The organism is Amylibacter sp. SFDW26, assembly GCF_009184395.1.
In the GTDB taxonomy this organism is placed as follows: Bacteria; Pseudomonadota; Alphaproteobacteria; order Rhodobacterales; family Rhodobacteraceae; genus Amylibacter.
In genome coordinates this window covers 457,623-479,382 of record NZ_WEIC01000001.1, presented here as the reverse complement: position 1 = coordinate 479,382, position 21,760 = coordinate 457,623, and the positions used below count along the sequence as shown (strand labels likewise).

Genomic DNA, 21,760 nt, shown 5'->3' with positions numbered 1-21,760 from the left:
TCGTTATGAGACCAAAACAGGAACATTTCAAGATAAATTTTATAATTCTACTTTTGGTAAAGTTAGTTTATGATAGGTAAAAATATTATAAACGATTTATCGAGTACACAGGCAGATCAAATAAGATGTTGATATTTATAAAAGAAAATTTAGTTTTTTTCGCCACACCAAAGACCGCATCTACATCTATAGAAACAACACTCGGGACCTTATGTGAAATCCGTTTATCAAAAATGCCATCCCTAAAGCACACTCCCTATAGAAAGTACAAACGTCTTTTAGAGCCCTTTGTTCAAACGGTTATGCCAAACGAACCTGATTGCGTTGCAGCATTCAGGGAGCCCGTTGATTGGTTGGGCAGTTGGTACAGATACCGCTCCCGCAATGAATTGATAGGCAAACCCAACAGCACAAATAACTTAAGTTTTAACCAATTTGTCGAAGGGTACTTGCAAGATGACCAGCCAGCCTATGCAAATGTTGGCAACCAAGCAAAATTTATATCTGATAAGAATGGTAATGTCGGCATGACACATATTTTCAAATACGACCATATGAACGCTATGGTGCGATTCTTATCTGAGCGTTTGAAAAAGCAAATCAATTTACCCAAAGCCAATGTATCCCCCAAGATGGAACTCTCTTTAAGTCCTGAATTACAGCGCGAATTACAGAACGCTTATCGAATTGATTTCGATATATACGAAGGTGTTGCCTCTTAATCAGCCGGAAATATCATGTATGGTTTGAATAAGACTGGATAACGTAAAAGGTTTCGATAAAAATTTAGCCCCAACTATGGAACCAAATTCTTGGGAAAATGTTTCTTCTGCATACCCAGACACAAATACAACCTTTACATCAGGGCGCGTGATCAAAGCCTTGCGCACCCATGTTGGACCATCTTCACCAGGCATCACCACATCTGATACAAAGATATCAATATGTAAGCTGGAATCATTTACAAACTTTAACGCCTCTTCTGCTGATCCTGCCTCTATAACTGTTACATCCTGCATCGCTAATGCACGTGCAGCAAAACTACGAACGGGAACTTCATCTTCTACCAAAAGAACGGTGGTACCTTTCAGTGATTGTCCAATCATACGTGGCCCAGTCATAGTATCAACAACGGGTTGTTCGACATGTTTTGTGACGGGTAAAATTACACTAAAAGAGGTTCCTTGGCCCAAAGCACTGTCAGCAAAAATATAACCACCAGTTTGTTTAACAATCCCATAAACCGTCGAAAGCCCTAATCCAGTTCCCTCACCTACATCTTTGGTTGTAAAAAACGGGTCAAATATATGGGACAGGTTTTTAGGTTTAATGCCGCAACCATTATCTGATACAACAATTTCAATATAACGCCCCTTAGGGATGGTCACCCCTTCTTTGGCCGTGTCTTCAGTGAAAACTCTTTCACAGGTTAAGATATCAACCTGCCCTCCTTCGGGCATTGCATCACGCGCATTCACAACAAGGTTCATGACGACTTGTTCTAGCTGTCGTTTATCAACGTAAACATTCGGTAGGTTTTCTGCATGCCTAAGTACCAGATCAATTTTGGCACCTAATAAACGGTTCAACAAATGGGTCATGTCCGCCAGTGCTTCATCCACGTTCAAAACATCTGGTTGCAATGTCTGCTTGCGTGAAAATGCCAATAATTGCCCCACCAAAGCAGCAGCACGATTGGCATTTTGATGGATTTGGATCAGATCGCTATAGTCAGGATCACCTTTGTCATGCCGCAATAGCAAAAGATCACAATAACCAGAAATAGCCGTTAATAGATTATTAAAATCATGCGCAACACCGCCAGCCAATTGCCCAATCGCCTGCATTTTCTGGCTTTGTACGAATTGCGCTTCTAGGGTTTTTAATTCTGTTGCATCACTGATCACTGCAATTAAATCAGAGCCGCCTCTTGGGTCCATACTTATCAATGAAACATGTAGGAAAACCTCTGACTTTGGTCCCGTCACTTGTACAAGTTTTGGTTCTCCTCGTGCGGCGCGTTCAGTTAATTCTTCTAACCATTCTGGTACTGGGCGCGCCAGCCCAGATATAATTTCAGAAATATTTGGACAATCACCTTCGCGAATACCAAGAATATTGCGTGAAAATTGGTTTGTTTGCTTGATTTGTCCATCTTTCGTAACACGCAACAATGCTATCGGCAGATCGTCAAACAGGTCTTGAACTGTGCTAACACCCGTATGTGCAAAACTGCGCTTAGCAATCTTTGCAGCACCCTCTTCGCCTTTTTGTTGTAAATGAATACGATTTGATACAATCAACCAATATATCAAGCCTGCTGTCATAAAAACCGCAATTGGTATGACAATCAGTACTGGATATAAACTGGAATCCAGTTCAGGGACCAAGGTAGCAACCAAAGCAGCCATGCATATTACGGTAGCAATTACCCACCAATCCCTTTTAAGGGTCAAAATTTTTATCATAAAATTCGCATCAATAAAATGTTTCCAATACTAGTATTAGAAGAAATTACTGAACGAAAAACAACCTATAATTGTATTTTCTGCAAAACTTCTAAAAAGAACCCATCCATTCCACGGCTTGGCGATAACCGCATCCGCTTCAAAGATATCCATTCAGGATTCTCTTTTAAAAAGGTTTCAATTTGGTTTTCATTTTCTTCCAGCAGCAATGAGCACGTCACATAGGCTAAATATCCCTGTGTGCTGACCAAATTTTGTGTACTTCGCAAAATATCCTGCTGAACAATGCAAAGATCTTCTAGGTCTCGTTTAGTAAACCGCCATTTCCCATCGGGATTTCGGCGCCATGCCCCTGTTCCAGAACATGGAACATCTAATAACACCAGATCATACTGCATTTTTTGTTTGGCAGGGTCGTTTGTTAATACATTTACCTGAGCACCAGCCCGTTTGGACCGTGCAGGCAAATCATTCATCCGTGCCTGACTTTGATCATAAGCATAAAGCTTTTTACTACCACCAGAACGCGCAGCAATCGCTAAAGATTTACCACCACCGCCTGCGCAATAATCCAGAACTGTTTGCACGGTATCCAATGGCAATGCATCAACAATCATCTGCGAACCAACATCTTGGATTTCAACCAAACCATTCTGATACGCTTCTGAGAGTGCAACACGACGAGGGTTTGTTAAAACGCGTAAAGCGCTAGAAGAAAGTTCTAAAACCTCAGTTTCAACACCCTCTTTCGCCAAAGAAGCCTGTGCCGATGTGATGGTGGTCTTACAGGTATTAACACGTAAATCCAATGATCCACGACTTTGCAATGATGATAACGCAGGCACAAGATCGTCATCCTCTAAAGCGGCATCAAGTTTTGGGGCAATCCAATTCGGAATATCCAATTGTATTGCAAATTCTGGGCAGCCTTTATGTTCTTGTAAAACGGTAAACTCTACATCAGATAAAACGGCTGGTGCGAATTTCTCACCCGTGAAAAAATCTTCTATTTGAGCACCTTGCGCTAAAATATGCCCCATCACGCAACCTCGGCCAGTCTCAAAACCAGCGCGGAACATAAAAGTCCGTTTACACCGCAAACAATCAAAAACAATATCTCGAACGGCCGCACGATCCTTAGAGCCTGCATAGCGATTTGATCGCGCCCAGTTGGTTAAAACTTTTTCTGCAGGCGCTCCATCAAATATGCGGTCTAAAATATCTATGGCAGCAGCATATCGTGCACTTGGGGTCATAATTAGAACCAATCTGATTGTAATTTCATATTCAAAAGATCAAACACTTATGAATATGAATCTTTATCTTGGAAAACGTTAATTATCTTCAAGCAGTTTTATATGCTCAAGTATCGTCAACCGCTGTTCCTCCAAGGGAACTAGAATATCTTTACCCGTTTTGAATGATCAACCAATCCGGTAATTCGGGCTTTCGCGTGTAATCTGAACATCATGTACATGGCTTTCTTTCAAACCGGCACCAGAAATTTTCACAAACTTACAGTTTTGACGCATCTCATCAACAGTTGCACATCCTGTGTACCCCATTGAAGCCCGCAAGCCGCCGATCATTTGATGCACAACTGATGTAACTCCACCTTTGTAAGGCACTTGACCTTCGATACCTTCAGGCACCAGCTTATCAGTGCTTGCTTCTTTTTGGAAATACCGATCAGCAGACCCACGTGCCATAGCTCCAACAGAACCCATACCACGGAAGGACTTAAAACTACGGCCTTGGTATAGGATCACTTCACCTGGTGCTTCATCTGTGCCAGCCAGCATAGAGCCAACCATAGCACAGTGTGCACCCGCTGCGATTGCTTTAGAGAAATCGCCAGAGAATTTAATACCACCATCAGCGATCACAGGAACACCGTCAGCGGCGGCTGCATTTGAACAATCATCAATCGCGGTCAACTGAGGAACACCAACACCTGCAACGATACGTGTCGTACAGATAGACCCTGGTCCAATACCAACTTTAACAGCATCTGCACCTGCACCGATCAAAGCTTTGGTTGCCTCACCTGTTGCAACGTTACCTGCCACAACTTGCACATTACTGTTCAGCTTTTTAATACGTTCAACCGCATGCGACACACTAATCGAATGACCATGCGCCGTATCAATAACTAACAGATCGACACCTGCGTCGATCAATTGTGACGAGCGTTCAAAACCCGCGTCCCCTACTGTAGAGGCGGCAGCCACACGCAAACGGCCCAATTCATCTTTACAGGCTTGTGGGTTCAAAACAGCTTGTTCCAAGTCTTTCAATGTCAAAAGGCCAGTTAACTTATTTGAGCCATCCACTACCAATAGCTTTTCGATGCGGCGCTCTTGCATCATCAACTTAGCGTCGTCCAAATTAGCGGGCTCTTGTACAATCGCCAAATTATTTGCTGTCATCATATGTGAAACAGGTGTGCTGTCATCGGTTGCAAAACGCATGTCGCGGTTTGTCACAATGCCCACAACCTTACCGTCTTCATCAACAACAGGAAATCCGGTGACGCGGTAACGTTCTTGCAATGCTTTTGCATCTGCTAAAGTCTGATTGGCTTTTAATGTAACTGGAGAATAAACTGTACCACTTACGAAACGTTTCACACGGCGAACTTGATCCGCTTGTTCTTCTTCGTTCAGATTGCGGTGGATCACCCCAATCCCCCCCGCTTGCGCCATAGCAATAGCCATACGCGCTTCGGTGACTGTATCCATCGCAGAACTTAACAATGGGATATTCATTGCAATAGATTTCGTTACATGCGTTGCAGTATTGGCATCAGACGGCAAAACGCTGGACGCACCTGGTACGAGCAAAACATCATCAAATGTGAGGGCCTCACGAATCTCCATGACTATCTCCAAGAGTTATCGGTATTGACGCTGCCATATCTCATGGATGTGGATAAATTGAAAGAGGCAAATTGCTAAAGCGCCTACAATTGATGAATATATCAATTTTTTAGATGGCTTTGGAAAATTAAACACACTTGCAAAGTAAATGTTTTATTATTGAGTTTTAGCACATTTGACGTACAATATCTTAAAGACCACACCTGCAATTTATAGCACAAATACACTATTATTTCTAATTTTACTAAATTCAATGCGCAGGTTTGGCACCTAAAATAGGCCATTATAATGCAAGCCACGTTCAAAGCCCTCGTAATTGCAGCAAGTTTATTTGCTTCATCTTCTCCCTTATTGGCTCTTACAATTGATACCAATCCAAATCCGAATTCTGTTGTTTTGGTCCAAGAATTAACCTCAGGCTTTAGCGTTCATTATCCAAAATTTTGCCCCGTAAGTTCGGGATCATTCCCTGTTAGATGTCATAGAAAAGGGTACCATTTCAATGTAGGGACATGGAGTAAAAAGGCAGATGTTATATCTATAAATGGGAAACGATATCTGGCTCAATGGATCGCAGCATTACCAGAAGGTTTATATGCTTACACAGAGGCAGAAGTTGGCGCAAAATTATTTCGCATAACAAACAGCACAATTGTAGCATTCATCAAACCAGGCACGATCATTACAAATTATACTTTCGAAAATAAATCATCGATGCATGTTAATGACCAGCAAGAAGAAATAACCATAGCACTCAAGAGGAAGTACGGCAAAATTATAGAGCAGATGCGCTTTTCCACCCTTCATATTAAAAATGTAGAATGCGATGAAGGCCAATGGAACAGCAGTGATCAGTTATGTAAATTAAAATTCTCCTTTAAACATAATGGAGCGAACCCACCAGAACCATTCATTGGCGATGACCATAACAGCTTAACCAGTGGGCCTGATAAATAGCTTAACACCTCGATTATTGCGGTTTTACTTGCGTATCAGCTCTGAATAATTCTGCCCTGCTAGAATACCCTGTGCTTTATCTGTAATTGCTGCTCTTGCGCGGATATCTCCATGAGGTTTCATCCAGTTCAATTCATCCATCTCAGACAAAAGATCAGGTAAATACCCAGATGCTAGGATACGCCAATCAAGCGGCACTGTATCACGGTAGCTTTTAATCAAAGTATAGACTACCGTTGTGCAATTCGCTGTAATCGTGTTGTAAAACCGAGCTTTTTTTGCGTCTGCATTAGCTTTTTCAATATATCCTAAAAACAATGCCTTGCGACGTTCCATTGTCGTTTTCAAAGGATACAGATACACGTCCTCAATCGGGTCGCGCGCATTGGTGCGCACACGAATGATATCATTTTCATCTGCTGCAATGATCGCCAATTCATATTGCTTAAAGAACCCACCGATTGTGGAAAAGCTTTCATGCTGCTCTTTGCGAATTTCCACAGAAAACGCGATGCGCTCCCCGTCTGTAAACCTAAATGACATTATAGAATGTGAAATCGCTTCACTGCCCCAATGGGATGCGAACAGATCAATGCTTTCTAACTGATCCAAGTCATACGTGCGGTCTTCCCACTTTTCCACAAAGTCATCGGAAGTTGTCCAATCGAAATTACGGACATTATTTAATGTGATCAGAGACCCATCAATGTCAGCAGTCACTGTGCGTGCAACCTCTGGTTTCCAATCGCGATTTAACTTTGGCGTAATACCGAATGTCCACCATCCTAAACTTAGAACCATTGCAATTAAGAAGCTTAATATAGACCGTGTACGACCAGCAGCTTTGAAGACCCCCAAAAGGCAAAACAGTGCGAACAAGCTCCAAAGTCCGATAAGTAGCCATTTTAACGGTAAAAACCCTTGGTAGAACAAAGCTATAGAAAACCATGTACCGTATCCAATTATGATTAGTGCAAAGATTGCGATTAAAATAAACTTGAAAAATTTCATGTGAATCCACCTTTCTACATTAATAGATTCAACCCAACTATTTAATCCGTTTTAAAGTACGTTTCTTTTCCTTGCCACCATAATAAGCTTTACCTTTAAAGAATATTTCCCAACCAGAACCATCAACAGTAAATGATCCCAGTTCCTGAAGTCCATATTCGCCATTCGCTTTCTGTGCGTTGGTTTTAATGACCACAGACCATCAGAGTATGTTGTTTCTCTAAAAGAATTGTATGAGCCATATTTTGTATCTACCAACACAAATTCACAGCACCCTACAGTTAAAGCACAATTATGGGGTTTAAAGTTAATCGGCCCAGAATATTCAACATAATCATTCAAAAAGTTATAAACAAGTTAAACGCAAGCAGCCCCTGTCGCTTGTGCCAATCCTCCAATCACCCACAGGCGATAAGTTTTGCAAACAATATATGGAATGATAACGGTCGCCACCCCCAAGCTGCCGATTGCCGCTATCTCTGACAACATCCCCAATCCGGCTTCAACCCCCATCAACATCATTCCGGCATAAGCAGACAGTGGAAACGTAAAACCACCCCACCCTGGGTTCCAGCCACCTTTGGTAAACCATTTTATAAATGGCAACATCCCAATAGCAACAAGCATTGCAGCCCACCAAAACCATGCATATACATCCAAAGACCACACTTCATATGCGCCAGCTCCATAAATACATGTTGGGGCTAATACGATGGCATAACTTGGATGTAGTGGCGCAGGAACATATCCTTTTGCCAAATTCATCAATGACATGACTGCAATAAGCAAAAATGCTGGCATAGTGGCGAGCAAGATAAATGCACTTAGATCTTTATATCCTAATGCGGGCCCAGAAACAGCGGCCACGATATAGCCAATGAACGGCAGGAATATTGGCGGGGTAATATTGCGTAATATATTTTTCGCCTGTGCAAATGCCCAAACCACACAAATCATATATAGCGTATGCAAAAACAGGCTAATCCACCAAATGATCCGCGCCACTTCAATACTATATGGAACCAATAACGCCGCAATCATCATCAAACACATCGACCCTGCGGAAACAGCACCTCGCGCGGGAACAACCTTTAGATCATCCATAACGACTGAGGGACGCGCGATCATTTTCAGCAGATAACATAGGAATGTCAGAGCGAATAAAACTGTTGCGCATAAAGCAAGCACTTCGCCAATCCATGTCGGTATACCCCAAACAGAAGCGGCACGGCGCCAAGATAGGCCTAGACCCAGAAAACCCAATAAACATGGAAACAATGCAGGCGGGGTTCGGCGCCAGAAATTAAATATATTCGTCATAAGTTTGTATTGAAGTCTTCTGCACTATGCCGCAACCTAAAAGTTAAATGTAACTTACAAGCTGAAACTCTATGACACCTAACGACATAATCAAAACTCTAAACTTACAACCTCACCCAGAGGGTGGTTGGTATGGTGAAACATGGCGCGGCGATGAACAGCCGCGTGCATCGGGTACTTCTATTTATTTTTTATTAGAGGAACACCAGTCCAGCGATTGGCATAAAGTTGATGCTGTTGAGATTTGGCATTGGTATGCTGGCAGTCCAATGGAACTACATATAAATGATGGCGGTGACACGCGCATTGAGATGCTAGGGCCAGATGTAATGAGTGATCAACGCCCTCAACGGATTGTACCAACGGATGCTTGGCAAAAATCTATCCCCAAGGGTGGCTGGGTATTGGTCGGTTGTACCGTATCCCCTGGGTTTGAATTTTCAGGCTTTGAGTTAGCTGAAAAAGGCTGGAGCCCTTAAGATAATGAATCAAATAAAAAGAAGACACATATAATGCGACATATTCTAAAAACATTTCTTACACCCATCTTATTTGCATCGGTTACAAGCATGGCAACAGCTGGTACAACAAGCGACATATTTATAAAGACATGTATGGATAACTCAGAAAATTTTTCATCTGTTTTAGATGCATGGAATGAAGAGTTTAATATCAATAAAACGCCCAAAAAATCAGTATCGTCAAGCGAGTACAAGTTTTCCAATTCGTCGGTTCATCCAGAAAACCCAGGTTCTTTTTATACCTTACGAACATCTGCAAAAAATGCTGATAGTCGTGTTTTCGAATGCAATCTCGTCAACCAAATGGAATCTAACCCAAAACAAGAAGCTACTGATCTTGTTGATAAAATGAAACTTTATCCATTGCGAAAATCACAGCAAAGACGTTGGGAGAAAAGCAATCATGGTCGTTTTTTATGGAGATCTCCAAACCATCCAGAAAGGACGATTGAGACGATCTTAGATGACAAAAGCATCGCTTTTAGCATGTGGCGCTTGGAGGAAGACAAGGAAACGCTTGATTTATCACCTCTGAAGAACATTGAAAATGTAAAAAACGATCTTGCTGATACCTTTCAAGAAATATGCGTAAATACATCAGGAAATTTGACCGACATAAAAGAAAATTGGAATAATAGACTGGGCCGCAAGTCGATTATTAAAGGGTCCGAACCACATCTTAGATTAAGCGATCCATGTCCTGAATGTAGTGTCGAAAATAAGCTTACTATTAAAGCCGCAGCGCAGACATTAGATACGCCCTATCAATATTGCCAAGTTGCACGCTTTCAGCAAAAAGACGCTCTCAACTCCTTACGCTACCTGATTGCTTTATTCGACTTAAAAGAACAAACTGAGCCAACAGATGCCCAAAACATGATCGGTAAAAATGCAGTTTCTTTAACGCACACGTGGCACAGTAAAGAGTTGCCTGATTATAAAATCACGACGCAACTCTTATTGGTCTCTCGAAAGACGGGTACAGGTACCTTTTCAATAACAGCGCAAAAACGAAAGTAGAGCAATTCAGGAAAATCATCGAAAATGGATCATAAAACTTTCCTAAGCCAATTGGATACAGACACGCGGGCCAAGTTAACGGAACGCTCTGATACCCCTGCCCTTATTCATCTTGGGCTTTATTGGGGGCTTATGATTGGTTTGGGTGTGTATGTGGCTTATGGCCTACCCCTGTGGTGGCTTGTGCTGGTTCCTTTGGGCATTCTTATATCTTTTAATTTTACGTTGCTGCATGAAACGGTGCATTCCACACCTTTCAAAACCGAAAGCTTTAATAAAATCGCAGGACGGATCAGTGCATTTCTGATCCTTCTGCCAATGGATTGGTTTCGTTATTTTCATCTGGCGCATCATCGCCACACGAACGACCCCGAAAATGATCCAGAATTGCGGTCTGATAAGCCTGAAACCATTGGGCAATATATCTGGCATGTGACGGGTTTACCTGTTTGGCGCGGCAATATCGGAAAAATCATCAAAAATGCGACGCGACAAAACAACGACCCTTATGTTCCTGATAAAGGCAAAGCTAGGGTCAAACATGAAGCGCGCACCACACTGGCGCTTTACAGCGGTGTTCTTATCGCGCTTATCCTTGGGCAGTCATGGATTTTCTGGTGTTGGATTTTACCATCCCTGATCGGACAACCGTTCTTGCGCCTTTATCTGTTGGCAGAACACGGGCGCTGTCCGCCCGTGGCCAATATGTTTGAAAACACCCGCACCACATTCACCAACCGTATTGTAAGGTTTGTGGCGTGGAATATGCCCTATCACATTGAACACCATACATACCCATCTGTACCGTTTCACAAACTTCCTGCATTGCATGATTTAGTCAAAGAGGAATTGCGTGTCACATCAAACGGGTATGTAGAGTTTAATAAGGAATATGTTGAGGGTATCACCTCGTAATATCCGCTATTTATCAGAGGGCTTTGGCGCAGGTTGATCTTTGGGCGACTTCACCGTCAAAAACCCTGTAAACACCCCTTCTTTAGGGAATTGTAAGCTTGGGAAATACAAGCCATCATTCGCATAAGACGGTGCAGAAGCGCATAGAGTTAGAACCAGTATTGTTAGGCAATATTTTTTGAAAGTATGTATCATCGTTTTCTCCGAAGTTTGTATTCGAAGACAGGTTTGGCAAAACAAACGCACATACTCTCCTTCATTTTAAAATCGACGAGAGTTTTTCAAAAATGACTGTTCTTTTTAAAATCAATAAGTCTAACGGCTGCGGTATTCACGCGGGCTTTTGCCCGTTTGTTGACGAAATGCTTTGTTGAAAGGACCAAGGGACGAAAACCCAATATCATAAGCAATCTCAAGGATTGTTCGATTGGATTGTTCTGGATCATCAAGGGCTTGCATAGCTGCTGTAATGCGGTAACCATTTATGAACGTTGAAAAATTGCGGAAGTCCAAGTCCTGATTAATCACAACACGCAGTTGGTGTTCGGGCAGCTTGATCTTTTGCGCCAATGAACCAATAGTTAATCCTTCTTCACGCCAAACCTCTTCATCCATCGCTTGCATTAATTTCGCAATAAGCTGTTTGTTCTTTTGTGATGAGGTTTTGTTGTTTTTTGGCTGCTCTGCACTGACCCATATTCTCGAATTTGCGCCCAATACCCAAATACCAAATACAGTCCCCAATAAAAGGAATGCTGCCGCATGCAAAACAAAGATAAACTGTGGAACATCTGCATCCTTAAAAGACACCTCTACGGCAGAGATCACAAGACCAAAGAGCGTCATTGCCACAACGAACCACAACCGAAATACGCGTCTTTCAGCAACCAGATCATCAGCGCTTGTTATGACCACTAGAACCAACAAAGCGATGTGCAAGACAATATCGATGATATTCACCGCTGTGCCCAAAATGGGCAATATCCCTGAAAATAAACTGATAATGGCGGTGAGCCCCGTTATAAGCAGCCAAGGCCATTTTCCCTCTATGCGATCAAAGAGAATTTCCAGAACCGCCCATGTAAAGGTAAATGGGATCAGTTTTGCTGCAAAAATAAATATAGGTTCGATAGGCTCAATAAGCGTTTCCAAACTGGGACTAGAAACAATCACATAACCAGCTGTTGAAATCAAAAATAGGACAAGTGCGATTTTTTTACGGAGTGGCACATCACCCGTAAGCAACGTAATCAGGATCAACAAGCCACAGCCCAAGCCAGCACCGCGCAGTATCAAATCCAACTCTTGCACATTTGTCCCCTATTGCACCCAAGCCCATGCTAAATCTAACAGGATTTTATCTGTATTGGGAACCAATATATACGAACGGCATGGCAATTTCCCCAACAGTATTTCTATCTGCTAGGTGATTTTTACAAGTATCTTTTGGAAAGGTGGCGCCACCGAAGTGTGGATATATGCCTGACAGGGGTTTTAATCCTGCACTTACTTTAACCAGTTATTTCAGAGCTTTCGCATTTGATGCTGCACACACCCTTTGAAAGCCATAGTCCACTTTGTTGCAACGAGATCAGTATGGTTTGAAAAAGGTTAATATGGATTTATGGGTGCGTGCGCAGCATCATGTGTTTTTTTATAATTAAAACATACCATTATCATGAGCTATTTCATCAGGAACTGCTTGAGAAACGTCCCAATGCTCAACTATTTTACCTTCTTCTACACGAAAGATATCAATAATAGCTGTTTCTTTACCATCTATGACCTGTTTCACATGCAAGACGACATGATCCTTTTCCGCGATCGCTCTGACAATCGAAAAATCTACATCCACTGCGGAAAACCAGCTCGATAAAGCTTCAATAAAACCTTTACGCCCTGTAGGAACATATGGGTTATGCTGGATATAATCTTCGGTTAAATACGTCATCGCCGCTGCTTCGACTTGTTTATTAACGAGTGCTTGTTCGTAAAAATTTATCACCAGTTCTTTATTACTTTGAGCACTGGCTTGAGTTGATATAAGCCCTAAGAATATCATTGATGTTAATGCAGCGGTAAATAGACTTTTTCTAATTGATAGAATTTTTCTCATTGTTAGTTTCCTTTGTCTTTTGCTATGAAACGACATTAAAACGCAGAGGATTATCCGACCAATGAAACCTCTTCATAAGAGACATGAGGGAAATCAATGCTATTAAACAAACTGGATTGGAACCTTTTGAAAGCCTTGCGCGTTTTGCTAGAGCATCAGTCTGTCACTGGGGCGGCACAAGAGCTTGGCGTAACGCAATCGGCCATGAGCCACAGTTTAAAACGTATCAGAGAATATTTTAATGACCCTATACTGGTAAACAGTGCCCAGGGTATGATGATGACTGACCGTGCCAAAGAATTACAAGCGACACTATCCCAATCATTGCAATTGCTTGAAGGTGCCTTGGCATCACATGGCCATTTCGATCCCCAAAACAGCACTGCCACAATCCGAATATTGTTACATGACTACTGTGAAAACATTCTCGTCCCCGCGCTGTTACCCGAGCTACTGCATAAGGCCCCAAACATTCAATTGGATCTTATAACGGGCCACCGAGCGGATGATAAGGCATTGGCTCAGGGAGATATCCATTTGATGGTTGGTGCCGATGTTCCGCAAGCAGGGCATTTTCGCCAAAAACGTTTATGGAAAGATCGTTTGGTCATTGTTGCACATGAAAATCACCCAAGATTGATAGGGGATACACTTACAACAGAACAATTCGCTGCTGAAACACACGTGTTTATTACCAAAACGGGCGTTGGCGGTGGCCCGATGGATGACTGGCTAAAAGGTAAGGGAATGAAACGGCATAAGGCCATCATTACCCGCCACTTTCATTCCGCACTATATCATGTCGCCAATTCAGACATAATCGTTACCCTACCCCTGCGGGTTTTCCAGCAAAACGACCATTTGCCAATTAAAGCGATGACATTTTCAGAGGAAAGTGCCTATCCCGATTGGTCAGTACTCATGACATGGGCGCCGATTACCCATGAACAACCGATCATGAAATGGTTCCGAGACCTAGTGGTTAAAGCAACTAAAGATTTACCCGCTTTAGACGAATAGAGAATTATGATGACTTAGCGATCAAGTATAGCGCTTTTAGAAAGCGGCCGTATTGATTAAACTCTTTGGCTTATCTTTAAACCCATGGATCGAATGAATTACCCACGGAACCCAGTGGCGACCACAAATTTTTCAGAACTGTTGGAACGGCTGCTTGGGGGTTTCACATTTGCGACTTTCTTGAACTTCTCTTTCAAGATTTTTTGCAATTCGCCCTCGGCGCCGCCTGCCAGAACTTTGGCAACGAATGTGCCGCCTTCATCCAGAACTTCGAATGCAAAATAAGCAGCAGCTTCGCACAAGTTCATGATACGCAAGTGATCGGTTTGTTTGTGCCCAGAACTGGCCGCCGCCATATCTGACATCACGACGTCCGCCATCCCGCCCAGCCATTCTTTGACTTTGTCGTCTGCCCCTTCGTCCAGAAAATCCAAAACGTGAATTTCAGAACCAGGAATAGGATCGACTTCTTGCAAATCCACACCAAGGATTGTGCCAACTGCTTTGCCTTTGCGTTCCCCCAAAGCATTGACACGCGGAACTGCGACCTGAATCCAACCACCGGGAGCACAACCAAGATCCACGACACGGGCACCTGGGATTAAAAAGCGGTGCTTATCATCCAATTCCATGATTTTATAAGCCGCCCGCCCACGATACCCCTCTTTTTGTGCGCGTTGCACATAGGGGTCGTTCAACTGGCGATCCAACCAAAGCGTCGATGACAAACGGCGGCCTTTGGCGCTTTTGACGCGCGTGCGCAGGTCTCGTTGGCCGCGTCCTGAACTGCCTTTTTCTTTTGCCATTGTCTTATCGTCCTAAATATCATGGGTGATTGCCCGATTTGGCACCCGTTTACTCTGGTTCATGTGATAAAGGCAATCAGCTTTAGCTGACTTGTTTTTCTGCCATTTGCGAATACAGCAACCCTTCGCGCAACCCGCGATCGGCAACGGTTAATTTATCCGTTGGGAATACGCGCAGCACACCTTGTAAAATTGCAGCGCCTGACATGATCAATTCGCAGCGGTCATTGCCAATACAGGCGGCTTTGCGACGACCATCCAGACCAAGGCGCAGGTATTCTTGGGTGACTTGTTCCACTTCATCAGATGACATGGATACACCGTCAATCTGTGTGCGTTCATAACGTTTCAAACCTTTGAACGAGGCCGCAACAGTTGTCACGGTGCCAGAGGTGCCGACAATTTGGAAACTATCGCGTATTTTAGGGTCAGAAAAATCCAGTTTATCGCCGAAATCATAAACGGCATCTTCAAAGGTGCAGGACATCAATGCAAAACGCGCCGCATCATCATCTACATCAGCGAATTGATCATTCAATGTGGCAACACCTAAAGGCACAGATATCCAATCGGTAATGCGCGCCCCTTCTGGGCCGCATTTATTGGTTTTCTCGCAACAAACTTTCAAATTGCGCAATGCATCAGAGCGGTCTTCTGGTTTCACGCCTGATAAATCGATCCATGCCAATTCGGTAGACCCGCCACCAATATCCAACACCAATAGCTTTTCCGTTTCGGGTGCCACATGCGGTGCGCAGCTGACACAGGCCAAGCGCGCCTCTTCGGCTGGGCGGATGATTTCCAATTGCAAGCCGGTGCGGGCTTTCACTTGTTTCACAAAATGCTGGCCATTTCTGGCACGACGACAGGCTTCGGTTGCCACAAAGCGGGCATTCACGACACCATGCTGTTTTAGTTTTTTCTGACAGATATGCAGAGCTTGGATCGTACGGTTGATGGCTGCACGGGATAATGTGCCATGCTCTTCTAACCCTTTGCCCAAATGCACTGGTTTTGAAAAGGCGTCCACCACTTCAAATTCGTCCCCATCGGGGCGCGCAATCAACATTCGACAGGAGTTAGTTCCAAGGTCTAATGCGGCAAATAATTCGCCAACATCTGGCTTAGGTTTCTTATTCCGACGCCTGTGTGCAAAAAAATTTGCTTTTTTCGCCCTTTCCGCTGGCATCATACGCTCCTAAGTAACATTAATATAACGATACGCGCGGTCTGATTTTATTACAAGGTAGTTTGCGCAACGTTAAAACATAATTCTGTCGTTTCTAAAGGGTTCGAAGTCGAAAAACGGCGTCGGAATCAGCCCAAACCAAGATACGGCTAAAGCATAAAGAGGAATTCAACATGCCAGACGTAACAATAGTATATTGGCGCGATATCCCAGCCCAAGTGATTGTGGGCAAAGGACGCCGCGGCGCAAAAGTTCAACTGCCAGAGCGGTTTGAGCAAGCTATTGATCGTTGTGCGATGAAAATCGACGCTAAAGATTCGGACGCTTATTTGGCTGAATGGCGTAAAGCAGAGCCTTATCCGTTGGACGGCGAACAAGACGAAGTGGCAGCAGCAGAAGCTGCACGTTTGGATTCTGAATACGACCAAGAAAAGATTAAAGAGCTGATCGCGAGCGACGGCTGGGAAACGTGACCAAGGATATCCCCTTGTTTGAAAGGTTAAAGAACATGGCATTGCTGAAATTTATGCGCAAAGAGACCGAAGAAACGGTCAGTGCAAACCTTGAAGCCTTTTTGAAGGGTTATTCTATTGAAGTGATGCCACGTACGGCTGAAAAGGTTGAGGATTTCCGTGATCTTTTGCCAACAGGCACACGCGTTTATGTGGCACATATCGAAGGCACACCAATTGACGACATGGTTGCGACTGCTAAGCGTTTGGCTGGCGAAGGTTATGATGTCATGCCACACTTCCCTGCCCGCATCATCAAGGATGAAGCGACTTTGGCAGATTGGATTGCCCGTTACCAAGGTGAAGCTGGCGTAAAGCAAGCGCTTCTATTGGCGGGTGGTGTGGACAAACCACATGGTGATTACCACTCATCTATGCAGTTGTTGGAAACAGGTCTTTTTGACAAAGCTGGCTTTACAAACTTGCACGTTGCGGGCCACCCAGAGGGTAATCGCGACATCGATAGCGATGGTAGCATGAAAAATGTATCTGAAGCACTTTCATGGAAACAAGAATTCTCAAAACGCACAGATGCAAACATGGCATTGGCCACGCAGTTCTGTTTTGAAAGCGGCCCTGTGATTGAATGGGCAGACAGCTTAGTTGAACAAGGTATTGATATCCCAGTACATATTGGCATCGCTGGCCCTGCAAAACTGCAAACAATGATTAAATTCGCCATCGCTTGTGGTGTTGGCCCATCGCTAAAAGTTCTGCAAAAACGTGCAAAAGACGTTTCCAAACTGCTTTTGCCATTTGAACCAAATTCAATATTATCTGAACTGGCTGACCATAAAGCCGCACATCCAGAGTTTAATATTGAAAAAGTACACTTCTTCCCTCTTGGTGGCATCAAAACAAATGCCACATGGGCAATGACACATGGCGGCAGCTCTGCTGTACCTGCTTCTCAATCCTAAAGGACACCGACTATGACAAAAACAGTCGTCGAAAGTAAGACAAAAACATCCATCATCGGCTTTGATCAGCCGTTTTGTGTGATCGGTGAACGCATCAACCCAACGGGCCGTAAAATTCTGAATGCAGAATTGGAAGCTGGCGATTTTTCAACAGTTGAAAAAGACGCAATTGCTCAGACTATGGCTGGTGCTGGTGTTCTAGACATCAACTCTGGCGCAGTTTTCAGCAACAAAATGGCTGAAGATGTGCGTTATGCAGACAACAACTTTGTTGAGCCTGCTTTGATGAAGCAATTGATCGAATTGGTGCAAAACACAGTGGACACGCCACTATGTATCGACAGTTCTGTGCCTGCCGCTTTGGAAGCTGGCTTGGAAGTTTGCCAAGGTCGCCCATTGCTGAACTCTGTGACAGGTGAAAGCGAGCGCATGGAAGAAGTTCTGCCGCTTGTGAAAAAATACAACGTTCCTGTTGTGGCGATTTCAAACGATGAAACAGGTATTTCCGAAGACCCTGATGTGCGTTTTGCAGTGGCAAAAACAATCGTGGAACGTGCTGCTGATTACGGCATCCCTGCCCATGACATCGTGGTTGACCCATTGGTGATGCCAATCGGTGCGATGGGAACAGCTGGTTTGCAAGTCTTCTCACTTGTGCGCCGCTTGCGCGAAGAATTGGGTGTGAACACGACATGTGGCGCCTCAAACATCTCATTCGGCCTGCCAAATCGTCACGGTATCAACAACGCATTCCTGCCAATGGCAATGGCTTGCGGCATGACATCTGCAATTATGAACCCAGTTCAGATCCCAGTAAGTGCTAAGAAAATTGACGCAAAGCTGGAAGAGCTTTCGGCCGCTGGTATCATCGTTCCATCTGACATCGATCCAGAAGTTTTCGCAAAATTGATGGGCATGGGCTCTACTCAGTCTAAGCCAGGTAAAGAAATGGAAGCAATCCGTGCGGCAAACTTCCTAACGAACAACGATGCAAACGGTTCTGATTGGATCAACTTCAACAAAGTTGAAGGTGGTGAACAAGGTGCACGTGGCCGCCGTGCAGGTGGCGGACGTCGTCGTCGCGGTTAAGCTTTAAAGCATTATAATAAGTATAAAGCGCACAGTTTATGTGCGCTTTTACAACCCCAAATTCACATGACATAAATCGTAAAGTCCTAGAATATGCCCTTAATTATATAAGGAGCATCTGATGCAAACCGATTATGTCACCCCGGCTGGAGCAACTATTGGCCACGTACATCTAAAAGTCGCCAATATTGACCGCGCTTTAGAGTTTTACCACAAACTGCTTGGTTTTGAGATTATTGAACGCTACGGCGAAGATGCTGTTTTCATCTCTGCAGGTGGATATCATCACCATATCGCGTTGAATACATGGCACAGCAAAGACATGCCGCCTGCCCCTAAGAACCATGCAGGCCTTTATCATGTTGCGATCCTGTATCCCGAACGCAAAGACCTATCCGCCATTTTACGCCGTGTTCAAGATGCAGGCATCAAACTTGAAGGTGCCGCGGATCATGGTGTTTCTGAGGCTGTTTATTTCAGTGATCCAGACGGAAATGGTGTGGAATTATACTGGGATAAACCGCGTGAAATATGGCCACGGGACACAGATGGAAAGCTGACATTAACCAATGATCGGTTGGATATTGATGGCTTGTTAAGCTTAACAGCATAAAGGTCTGTAAAAACGTAAGAACTTGGCGAATTGCGACATCATAACGGCGCAGTTTGCCCTTTCTTTATTGGCATATTGCTGCATATTGTTTCTTAGAAACTAAAATACGGCACGATGTAAAATATGAGTACTTCTAACGACCCTTTGGTAATCTTCACCCCTTCTGGCAAACGCGGTAACTTTCCTGTCGGCACTCCGATCTTAACGGCAGCCCGACAGTTGGGTGTGGATTTGGACAGTGTATGTGGCGGTCGCGGCATTTGTTCAAAGTGCCAAGTACAACCGTCTTATGGTGAATTTTCCAAACATGGTGTGACTGTTGAAGATGACGCTTTGACGGAATGGAATTCAGTTGAAGAACGTTACAAATCCAAACGCGGTATGATTGATGGGCGTCGTTTGGGCTGTCAGGCAGCGGTGCAAGGCGATGTCGTGATCGATGTACCACCTGAAAGTCAAGTACACAAACAAGTGGTGCGTAAACGTGCAGAAGCGCGTGATATTACGATGAACCCATCGACAAAACTGTTCTATGTTGAAGTCCAAGAGCCAGATATGCACGACCCATCAGGGGATTTGGAACGTTTGGTCGCCGCATTGCGCAAAGATTGGGAACTACCTGAACTTGAGGTGGATTTTTCAGTTCTGGGATACCTGCAACAAGCTTTGCGCAAGGGCGAATGGAAAGTCACCTGTGCTGTGCATTTGGGTGATGATTACGTATCTCCACGCATCGTGCATGTGTGGTCAGGATACTATGAGGGTTCAATCTATGGCATGGCTGTGGATTTGGGATCGACCACAATTGCAGCGCACCTATGCGACCTGCAAACAGGCGAAGTCATTGCAAGCACGGGTATTATGAACCCGCAAATTCGTTTTGGCGAAGACCTGATGAGCCGTGTCAGTTATTCGATGATGAATGACAATGGCGCTGCTGAAATGACTTTGGCGGTGCGCAACGGAATGAATGCGTTGTTCGTGCAAGCCTGTGCCGAGGCGCAGATTGACCCCGCTGAGATTATGGATGCCGTGTTTGTCTGTAACCCAGTGATGCATCACCTGTTCTTGGGTATTGATCCGTTTGAACTGGGACAAGCGCCTTTTGCATTGGCGACCTCTGATGCAGTCAGTACACGAGCAAAAAACCTTGATCTAAAAGTCCACCCTGCTGCGCGTGTGTATTTATTGCCTTGTATCGCGGGTCACGTGGGTGCAGATGCGGCTGCCGTTGCTTTGTCAGAAGCGCCTGATAAATCCGAAGATTTGGTTTTGGTTGTGGATGTAGGCACAAACGCTGAAATCTTATTAGGCAATAAAGACAAAGTGTTGGCCTGTTCATCCCCCACTGGTCCTGCCTTTGAGGGTGCACAAATTTCCAGTGGCCAACGTGCGGCACCTGGTGCGATTGAACGTGTAGAGATTGATCCTGTAACTAAGGAGCCGCGCTTCCGCGTAATCGGTTCAGATATGTGGTCAGATGAGATTGGCTTTGCCGAAAGCATCCTATCCTCTGGTATCACAGGCATCTGTGGGTCTGGCATTATCGAAATGGTTGCAGAAATGCGCATTGCTGGCATCGTTGATGGCCCTGGTTTGATCGGCAGCCCTGAACAAACGGGCACTGATCGTTGCTTCCTTGATGGGCGCACCCATTCCTATTTGGTTTGGGATGGCACTGCTAATGGCGGGCCAAAGATCACGGTGACCAACCGTGATATCCGTGAAATCCAAATGGCAAAAGCAGCGCTTTATTCTGGGGCGCGTCTGTTGATGGATAAATTCGATGTGGATGTGGTCGATCGCATTGTTCTGGCAGGTGCTTTTGGGGCTCATATCAGCCCGAAACATGCAACAATTCTGGGAATGATCCCTGATTGTGATCTGGATAAAGTCACCTCTGCGGGGAATGCCGCAGGTACGGGTGCGCGTATTGCATTGCTAAATGTCGAGGCGCGTTCTGATATTGAAGAGACTGTTCGGAAAATTCACAAAATTGAAACAGCTATTGAACCACGATTCCAAGAGCATTTTGTAAATGCATCAGCCATTCCAAACAGTGTGGAAAAATTCCCAATCCTAGAAAGCATTGTTCCCTTGCCTGATGTTAACTTCAACACAGGCGGTGACAACGATGGTGGTGCTGGTGGCGGACGCCGCAGACGCCGTCGTGGTTAAGACAGACTTCAGCCGACCTCATCAAACTCTAAATTTGAAAATAGCGAATCTATTTCTTTAGATAGGTCCGCTTCATCTATTTTCTCGTCCACACGAGAAGGCACTTGTATGAAGTCACTTTCAGGGAACACTTCACGTCTGTGCGCATAAGCTTCACTTGCATTGTATTCGTTTGGCAGTCTTTCATTCAACATTGTCTTAATCCTTCCTTGATATCCTCAAAGAT

General features: G+C 44.2%; 23 protein-coding genes. 11 read left to right on the top strand and 12 right to left on the bottom strand.

The features are described from left to right. The first annotated feature begins 125 nt into the window (after window positions 1-125). Window positions 126-722: a sulfotransferase family 2 domain-containing protein gene (locus F9L33_RS02490; protein ID WP_152141149.1), complete on the top strand. Its 597-nt coding sequence runs from the start codon at window positions 126-128 to the stop codon at window positions 720-722. Here the strand turns inward: F9L33_RS02490 and F9L33_RS02485 are convergent, their stop codons facing one another. The 3 genes from F9L33_RS02485 to guaB all read right to left on the bottom strand — a co-directional run bounded on the left by F9L33_RS02485 (window position 723) and on the right by guaB (window position 5,347). After that, entirely contained in the window at window positions 723-2,411 is a 1,689-nt protein-coding gene (locus tag F9L33_RS02485; protein WP_193221947.1) for an ATP-binding protein, read from the bottom strand. Between the two features lie 122 nt (window positions 2,412-2,533). Next, window positions 2,534-3,724 (bottom strand): RsmB/NOP family class I SAM-dependent RNA methyltransferase, encoded by a 1,191-nt coding sequence (locus F9L33_RS02480; RefSeq protein WP_152141147.1) that lies wholly within the window; start codon window positions 3,722-3,724, stop codon window positions 2,534-2,536. Window positions 3,725-3,892: 168 nt separating this feature from the next. Continuing rightward, window positions 3,893-5,347 carry an IMP dehydrogenase gene (guaB, locus tag F9L33_RS02475; protein ID WP_152141146.1) on the bottom strand — a complete coding sequence of 485 codons (1,455 nt, stop codon included), beginning with the start codon at window positions 5,345-5,347 and terminating at the stop codon, window positions 3,893-3,895. A 288-nt stretch (window positions 5,348-5,635) separates the two neighbouring features. Here guaB and F9L33_RS02470 point away from each other — a divergent pair, with 288 nt between their 5' ends. Continuing rightward, on the top strand, window positions 5,636-6,304 hold the full coding sequence (locus F9L33_RS02470; RefSeq protein ID WP_152141145.1) for a hypothetical protein: 669 nt from the start codon (window positions 5,636-5,638) through the stop codon (window positions 6,302-6,304). A gap of 24 nt (window positions 6,305-6,328) precedes the next feature. Here the strand turns inward: F9L33_RS02470 and F9L33_RS02465 are convergent, their stop codons facing one another. From F9L33_RS02465 to F9L33_RS02460, 3 genes are all read right to left on the bottom strand, one after another. Continuing rightward, window positions 6,329-7,315: a DUF4105 domain-containing protein gene (locus F9L33_RS02465; protein ID WP_152141144.1), complete on the bottom strand. Its 987-nt coding sequence runs from the start codon at window positions 7,313-7,315 to the stop codon at window positions 6,329-6,331. A gap of 37 nt (window positions 7,316-7,352) precedes the next feature. Further along, window positions 7,353-7,511 (bottom strand): hypothetical protein, encoded by a 159-nt coding sequence (locus F9L33_RS15695; RefSeq protein WP_193221946.1) that lies wholly within the window; start codon window positions 7,509-7,511, stop codon window positions 7,353-7,355. A gap of 161 nt (window positions 7,512-7,672) precedes the next feature. Further along, window positions 7,673-8,635 carry a hypothetical protein gene (locus F9L33_RS02460; protein WP_152141143.1) on the bottom strand — a complete coding sequence of 321 codons (963 nt, stop codon included), beginning with the start codon at window positions 8,633-8,635 and terminating at the stop codon, window positions 7,673-7,675. A 71-nt stretch (window positions 8,636-8,706) separates the two neighbouring features. On the opposite strand from F9L33_RS02460, the gene F9L33_RS02455 reads away from it, so the two are divergent. The 3 genes from F9L33_RS02455 (at window position 8,707) to F9L33_RS02445 (ending at window position 11,091) form a co-directional block, all read left to right on the top strand. Then, the gene (locus F9L33_RS02455; RefSeq protein ID WP_152141142.1) at window positions 8,707-9,114 is read left to right on the top strand and encodes a cupin domain-containing protein; all 408 of its coding nucleotides are present in this window, start codon (window positions 8,707-8,709) and stop codon (window positions 9,112-9,114) included. 90 nt (window positions 9,115-9,204) lie between these two features. Further along, the gene (locus F9L33_RS02450; protein WP_152141141.1) at window positions 9,205-10,176 is read left to right on the top strand and encodes a hypothetical protein; all 972 of its coding nucleotides are present in this window, start codon (window positions 9,205-9,207) and stop codon (window positions 10,174-10,176) included. A gap of 24 nt (window positions 10,177-10,200) precedes the next feature. Further along, entirely contained in the window at window positions 10,201-11,091 is an 891-nt protein-coding gene (locus F9L33_RS02445; protein WP_152141140.1) for a fatty acid desaturase, read from the top strand. A 6-nt stretch (window positions 11,092-11,097) separates the two neighbouring features. Here the strand turns inward: F9L33_RS02445 and F9L33_RS02440 are convergent, their stop codons facing one another. The 3 genes from F9L33_RS02440 to F9L33_RS02430 all read right to left on the bottom strand — a co-directional run bounded on the left by F9L33_RS02440 (window position 11,098) and on the right by F9L33_RS02430 (window position 13,207). Next, window positions 11,098-11,286: a hypothetical protein gene (locus F9L33_RS02440; RefSeq protein ID WP_152141139.1), complete on the bottom strand. Its 189-nt coding sequence runs from the start codon at window positions 11,284-11,286 to the stop codon at window positions 11,098-11,100. A gap of 120 nt (window positions 11,287-11,406) precedes the next feature. After that, entirely contained in the window at window positions 11,407-12,402 is a 996-nt protein-coding gene (locus F9L33_RS02435; RefSeq protein WP_152141138.1) for an AraC family transcriptional regulator, read from the bottom strand. Between the two features lie 349 nt (window positions 12,403-12,751). Continuing rightward, window positions 12,752-13,207 carry an ester cyclase gene (locus F9L33_RS02430; RefSeq protein WP_193221945.1) on the bottom strand — a complete coding sequence of 152 codons (456 nt, stop codon included), beginning with the start codon at window positions 13,205-13,207 and terminating at the stop codon, window positions 12,752-12,754. 96 nt (window positions 13,208-13,303) lie between these two features. Here F9L33_RS02430 and F9L33_RS02425 point away from each other — a divergent pair, with 96 nt between their 5' ends. Continuing rightward, window positions 13,304-14,227, top strand: coding sequence for a LysR family transcriptional regulator (locus F9L33_RS02425; RefSeq protein WP_152141136.1), 924 nt, complete (start codon window positions 13,304-13,306; stop codon window positions 14,225-14,227). 98 nt (window positions 14,228-14,325) lie between these two features. Here F9L33_RS02425 and F9L33_RS02420 read toward each other — a convergent pair whose 3' ends face one another. Both F9L33_RS02420 and F9L33_RS02415 read right to left on the bottom strand, forming a co-directional pair. Next, window positions 14,326-15,033 (bottom strand): RlmE family RNA methyltransferase, encoded by a 708-nt coding sequence (locus F9L33_RS02420; RefSeq protein ID WP_152141135.1) that lies wholly within the window; start codon window positions 15,031-15,033, stop codon window positions 14,326-14,328. Window positions 15,034-15,115: 82 nt separating this feature from the next. After that, window positions 15,116-16,222: a Ppx/GppA phosphatase family protein gene (locus F9L33_RS02415; RefSeq protein WP_152141879.1), complete on the bottom strand. Its 1,107-nt coding sequence runs from the start codon at window positions 16,220-16,222 to the stop codon at window positions 15,116-15,118. A gap of 173 nt (window positions 16,223-16,395) precedes the next feature. Here F9L33_RS02415 and F9L33_RS02410 point away from each other — a divergent pair, with 173 nt between their 5' ends. From F9L33_RS02410 to F9L33_RS02390, 5 genes are all read left to right on the top strand, one after another. Next, complete coding sequence (locus F9L33_RS02410) at window positions 16,396-16,695, top strand: virulence factor (protein ID WP_152141134.1); 300 nt, start codon at window positions 16,396-16,398, stop codon at window positions 16,693-16,695. Between the two features lie 35 nt (window positions 16,696-16,730). Then, on the top strand, window positions 16,731-17,654 hold the full coding sequence (locus tag F9L33_RS02405; protein WP_152141133.1) for a methylenetetrahydrofolate reductase: 924 nt from the start codon (window positions 16,731-16,733) through the stop codon (window positions 17,652-17,654). 12 nt (window positions 17,655-17,666) lie between these two features. Next, the gene (locus F9L33_RS02400) at window positions 17,667-18,743 is read left to right on the top strand and encodes a methyltetrahydrofolate cobalamin methyltransferase (RefSeq protein WP_152141132.1); all 1,077 of its coding nucleotides are present in this window, start codon (window positions 17,667-17,669) and stop codon (window positions 18,741-18,743) included. A gap of 121 nt (window positions 18,744-18,864) precedes the next feature. Next, window positions 18,865-19,356 (top strand): VOC family protein, encoded by a 492-nt coding sequence (locus F9L33_RS02395; RefSeq protein WP_152141131.1) that lies wholly within the window; start codon window positions 18,865-18,867, stop codon window positions 19,354-19,356. A 123-nt stretch (window positions 19,357-19,479) separates the two neighbouring features. Further along, window positions 19,480-21,534 (top strand): ASKHA domain-containing protein, encoded by a 2,055-nt coding sequence (locus F9L33_RS02390; RefSeq protein WP_152141130.1) that lies wholly within the window; start codon window positions 19,480-19,482, stop codon window positions 21,532-21,534. 8 nt (window positions 21,535-21,542) lie between these two features. Here the strand turns inward: F9L33_RS02390 and F9L33_RS02385 are convergent, their stop codons facing one another. Continuing rightward, window positions 21,543-21,728 (bottom strand): hypothetical protein, encoded by a 186-nt coding sequence (locus F9L33_RS02385; protein WP_152141129.1) that lies wholly within the window; start codon window positions 21,726-21,728, stop codon window positions 21,543-21,545. Window positions 21,729-21,760: the final 32 nt, after the last annotated feature.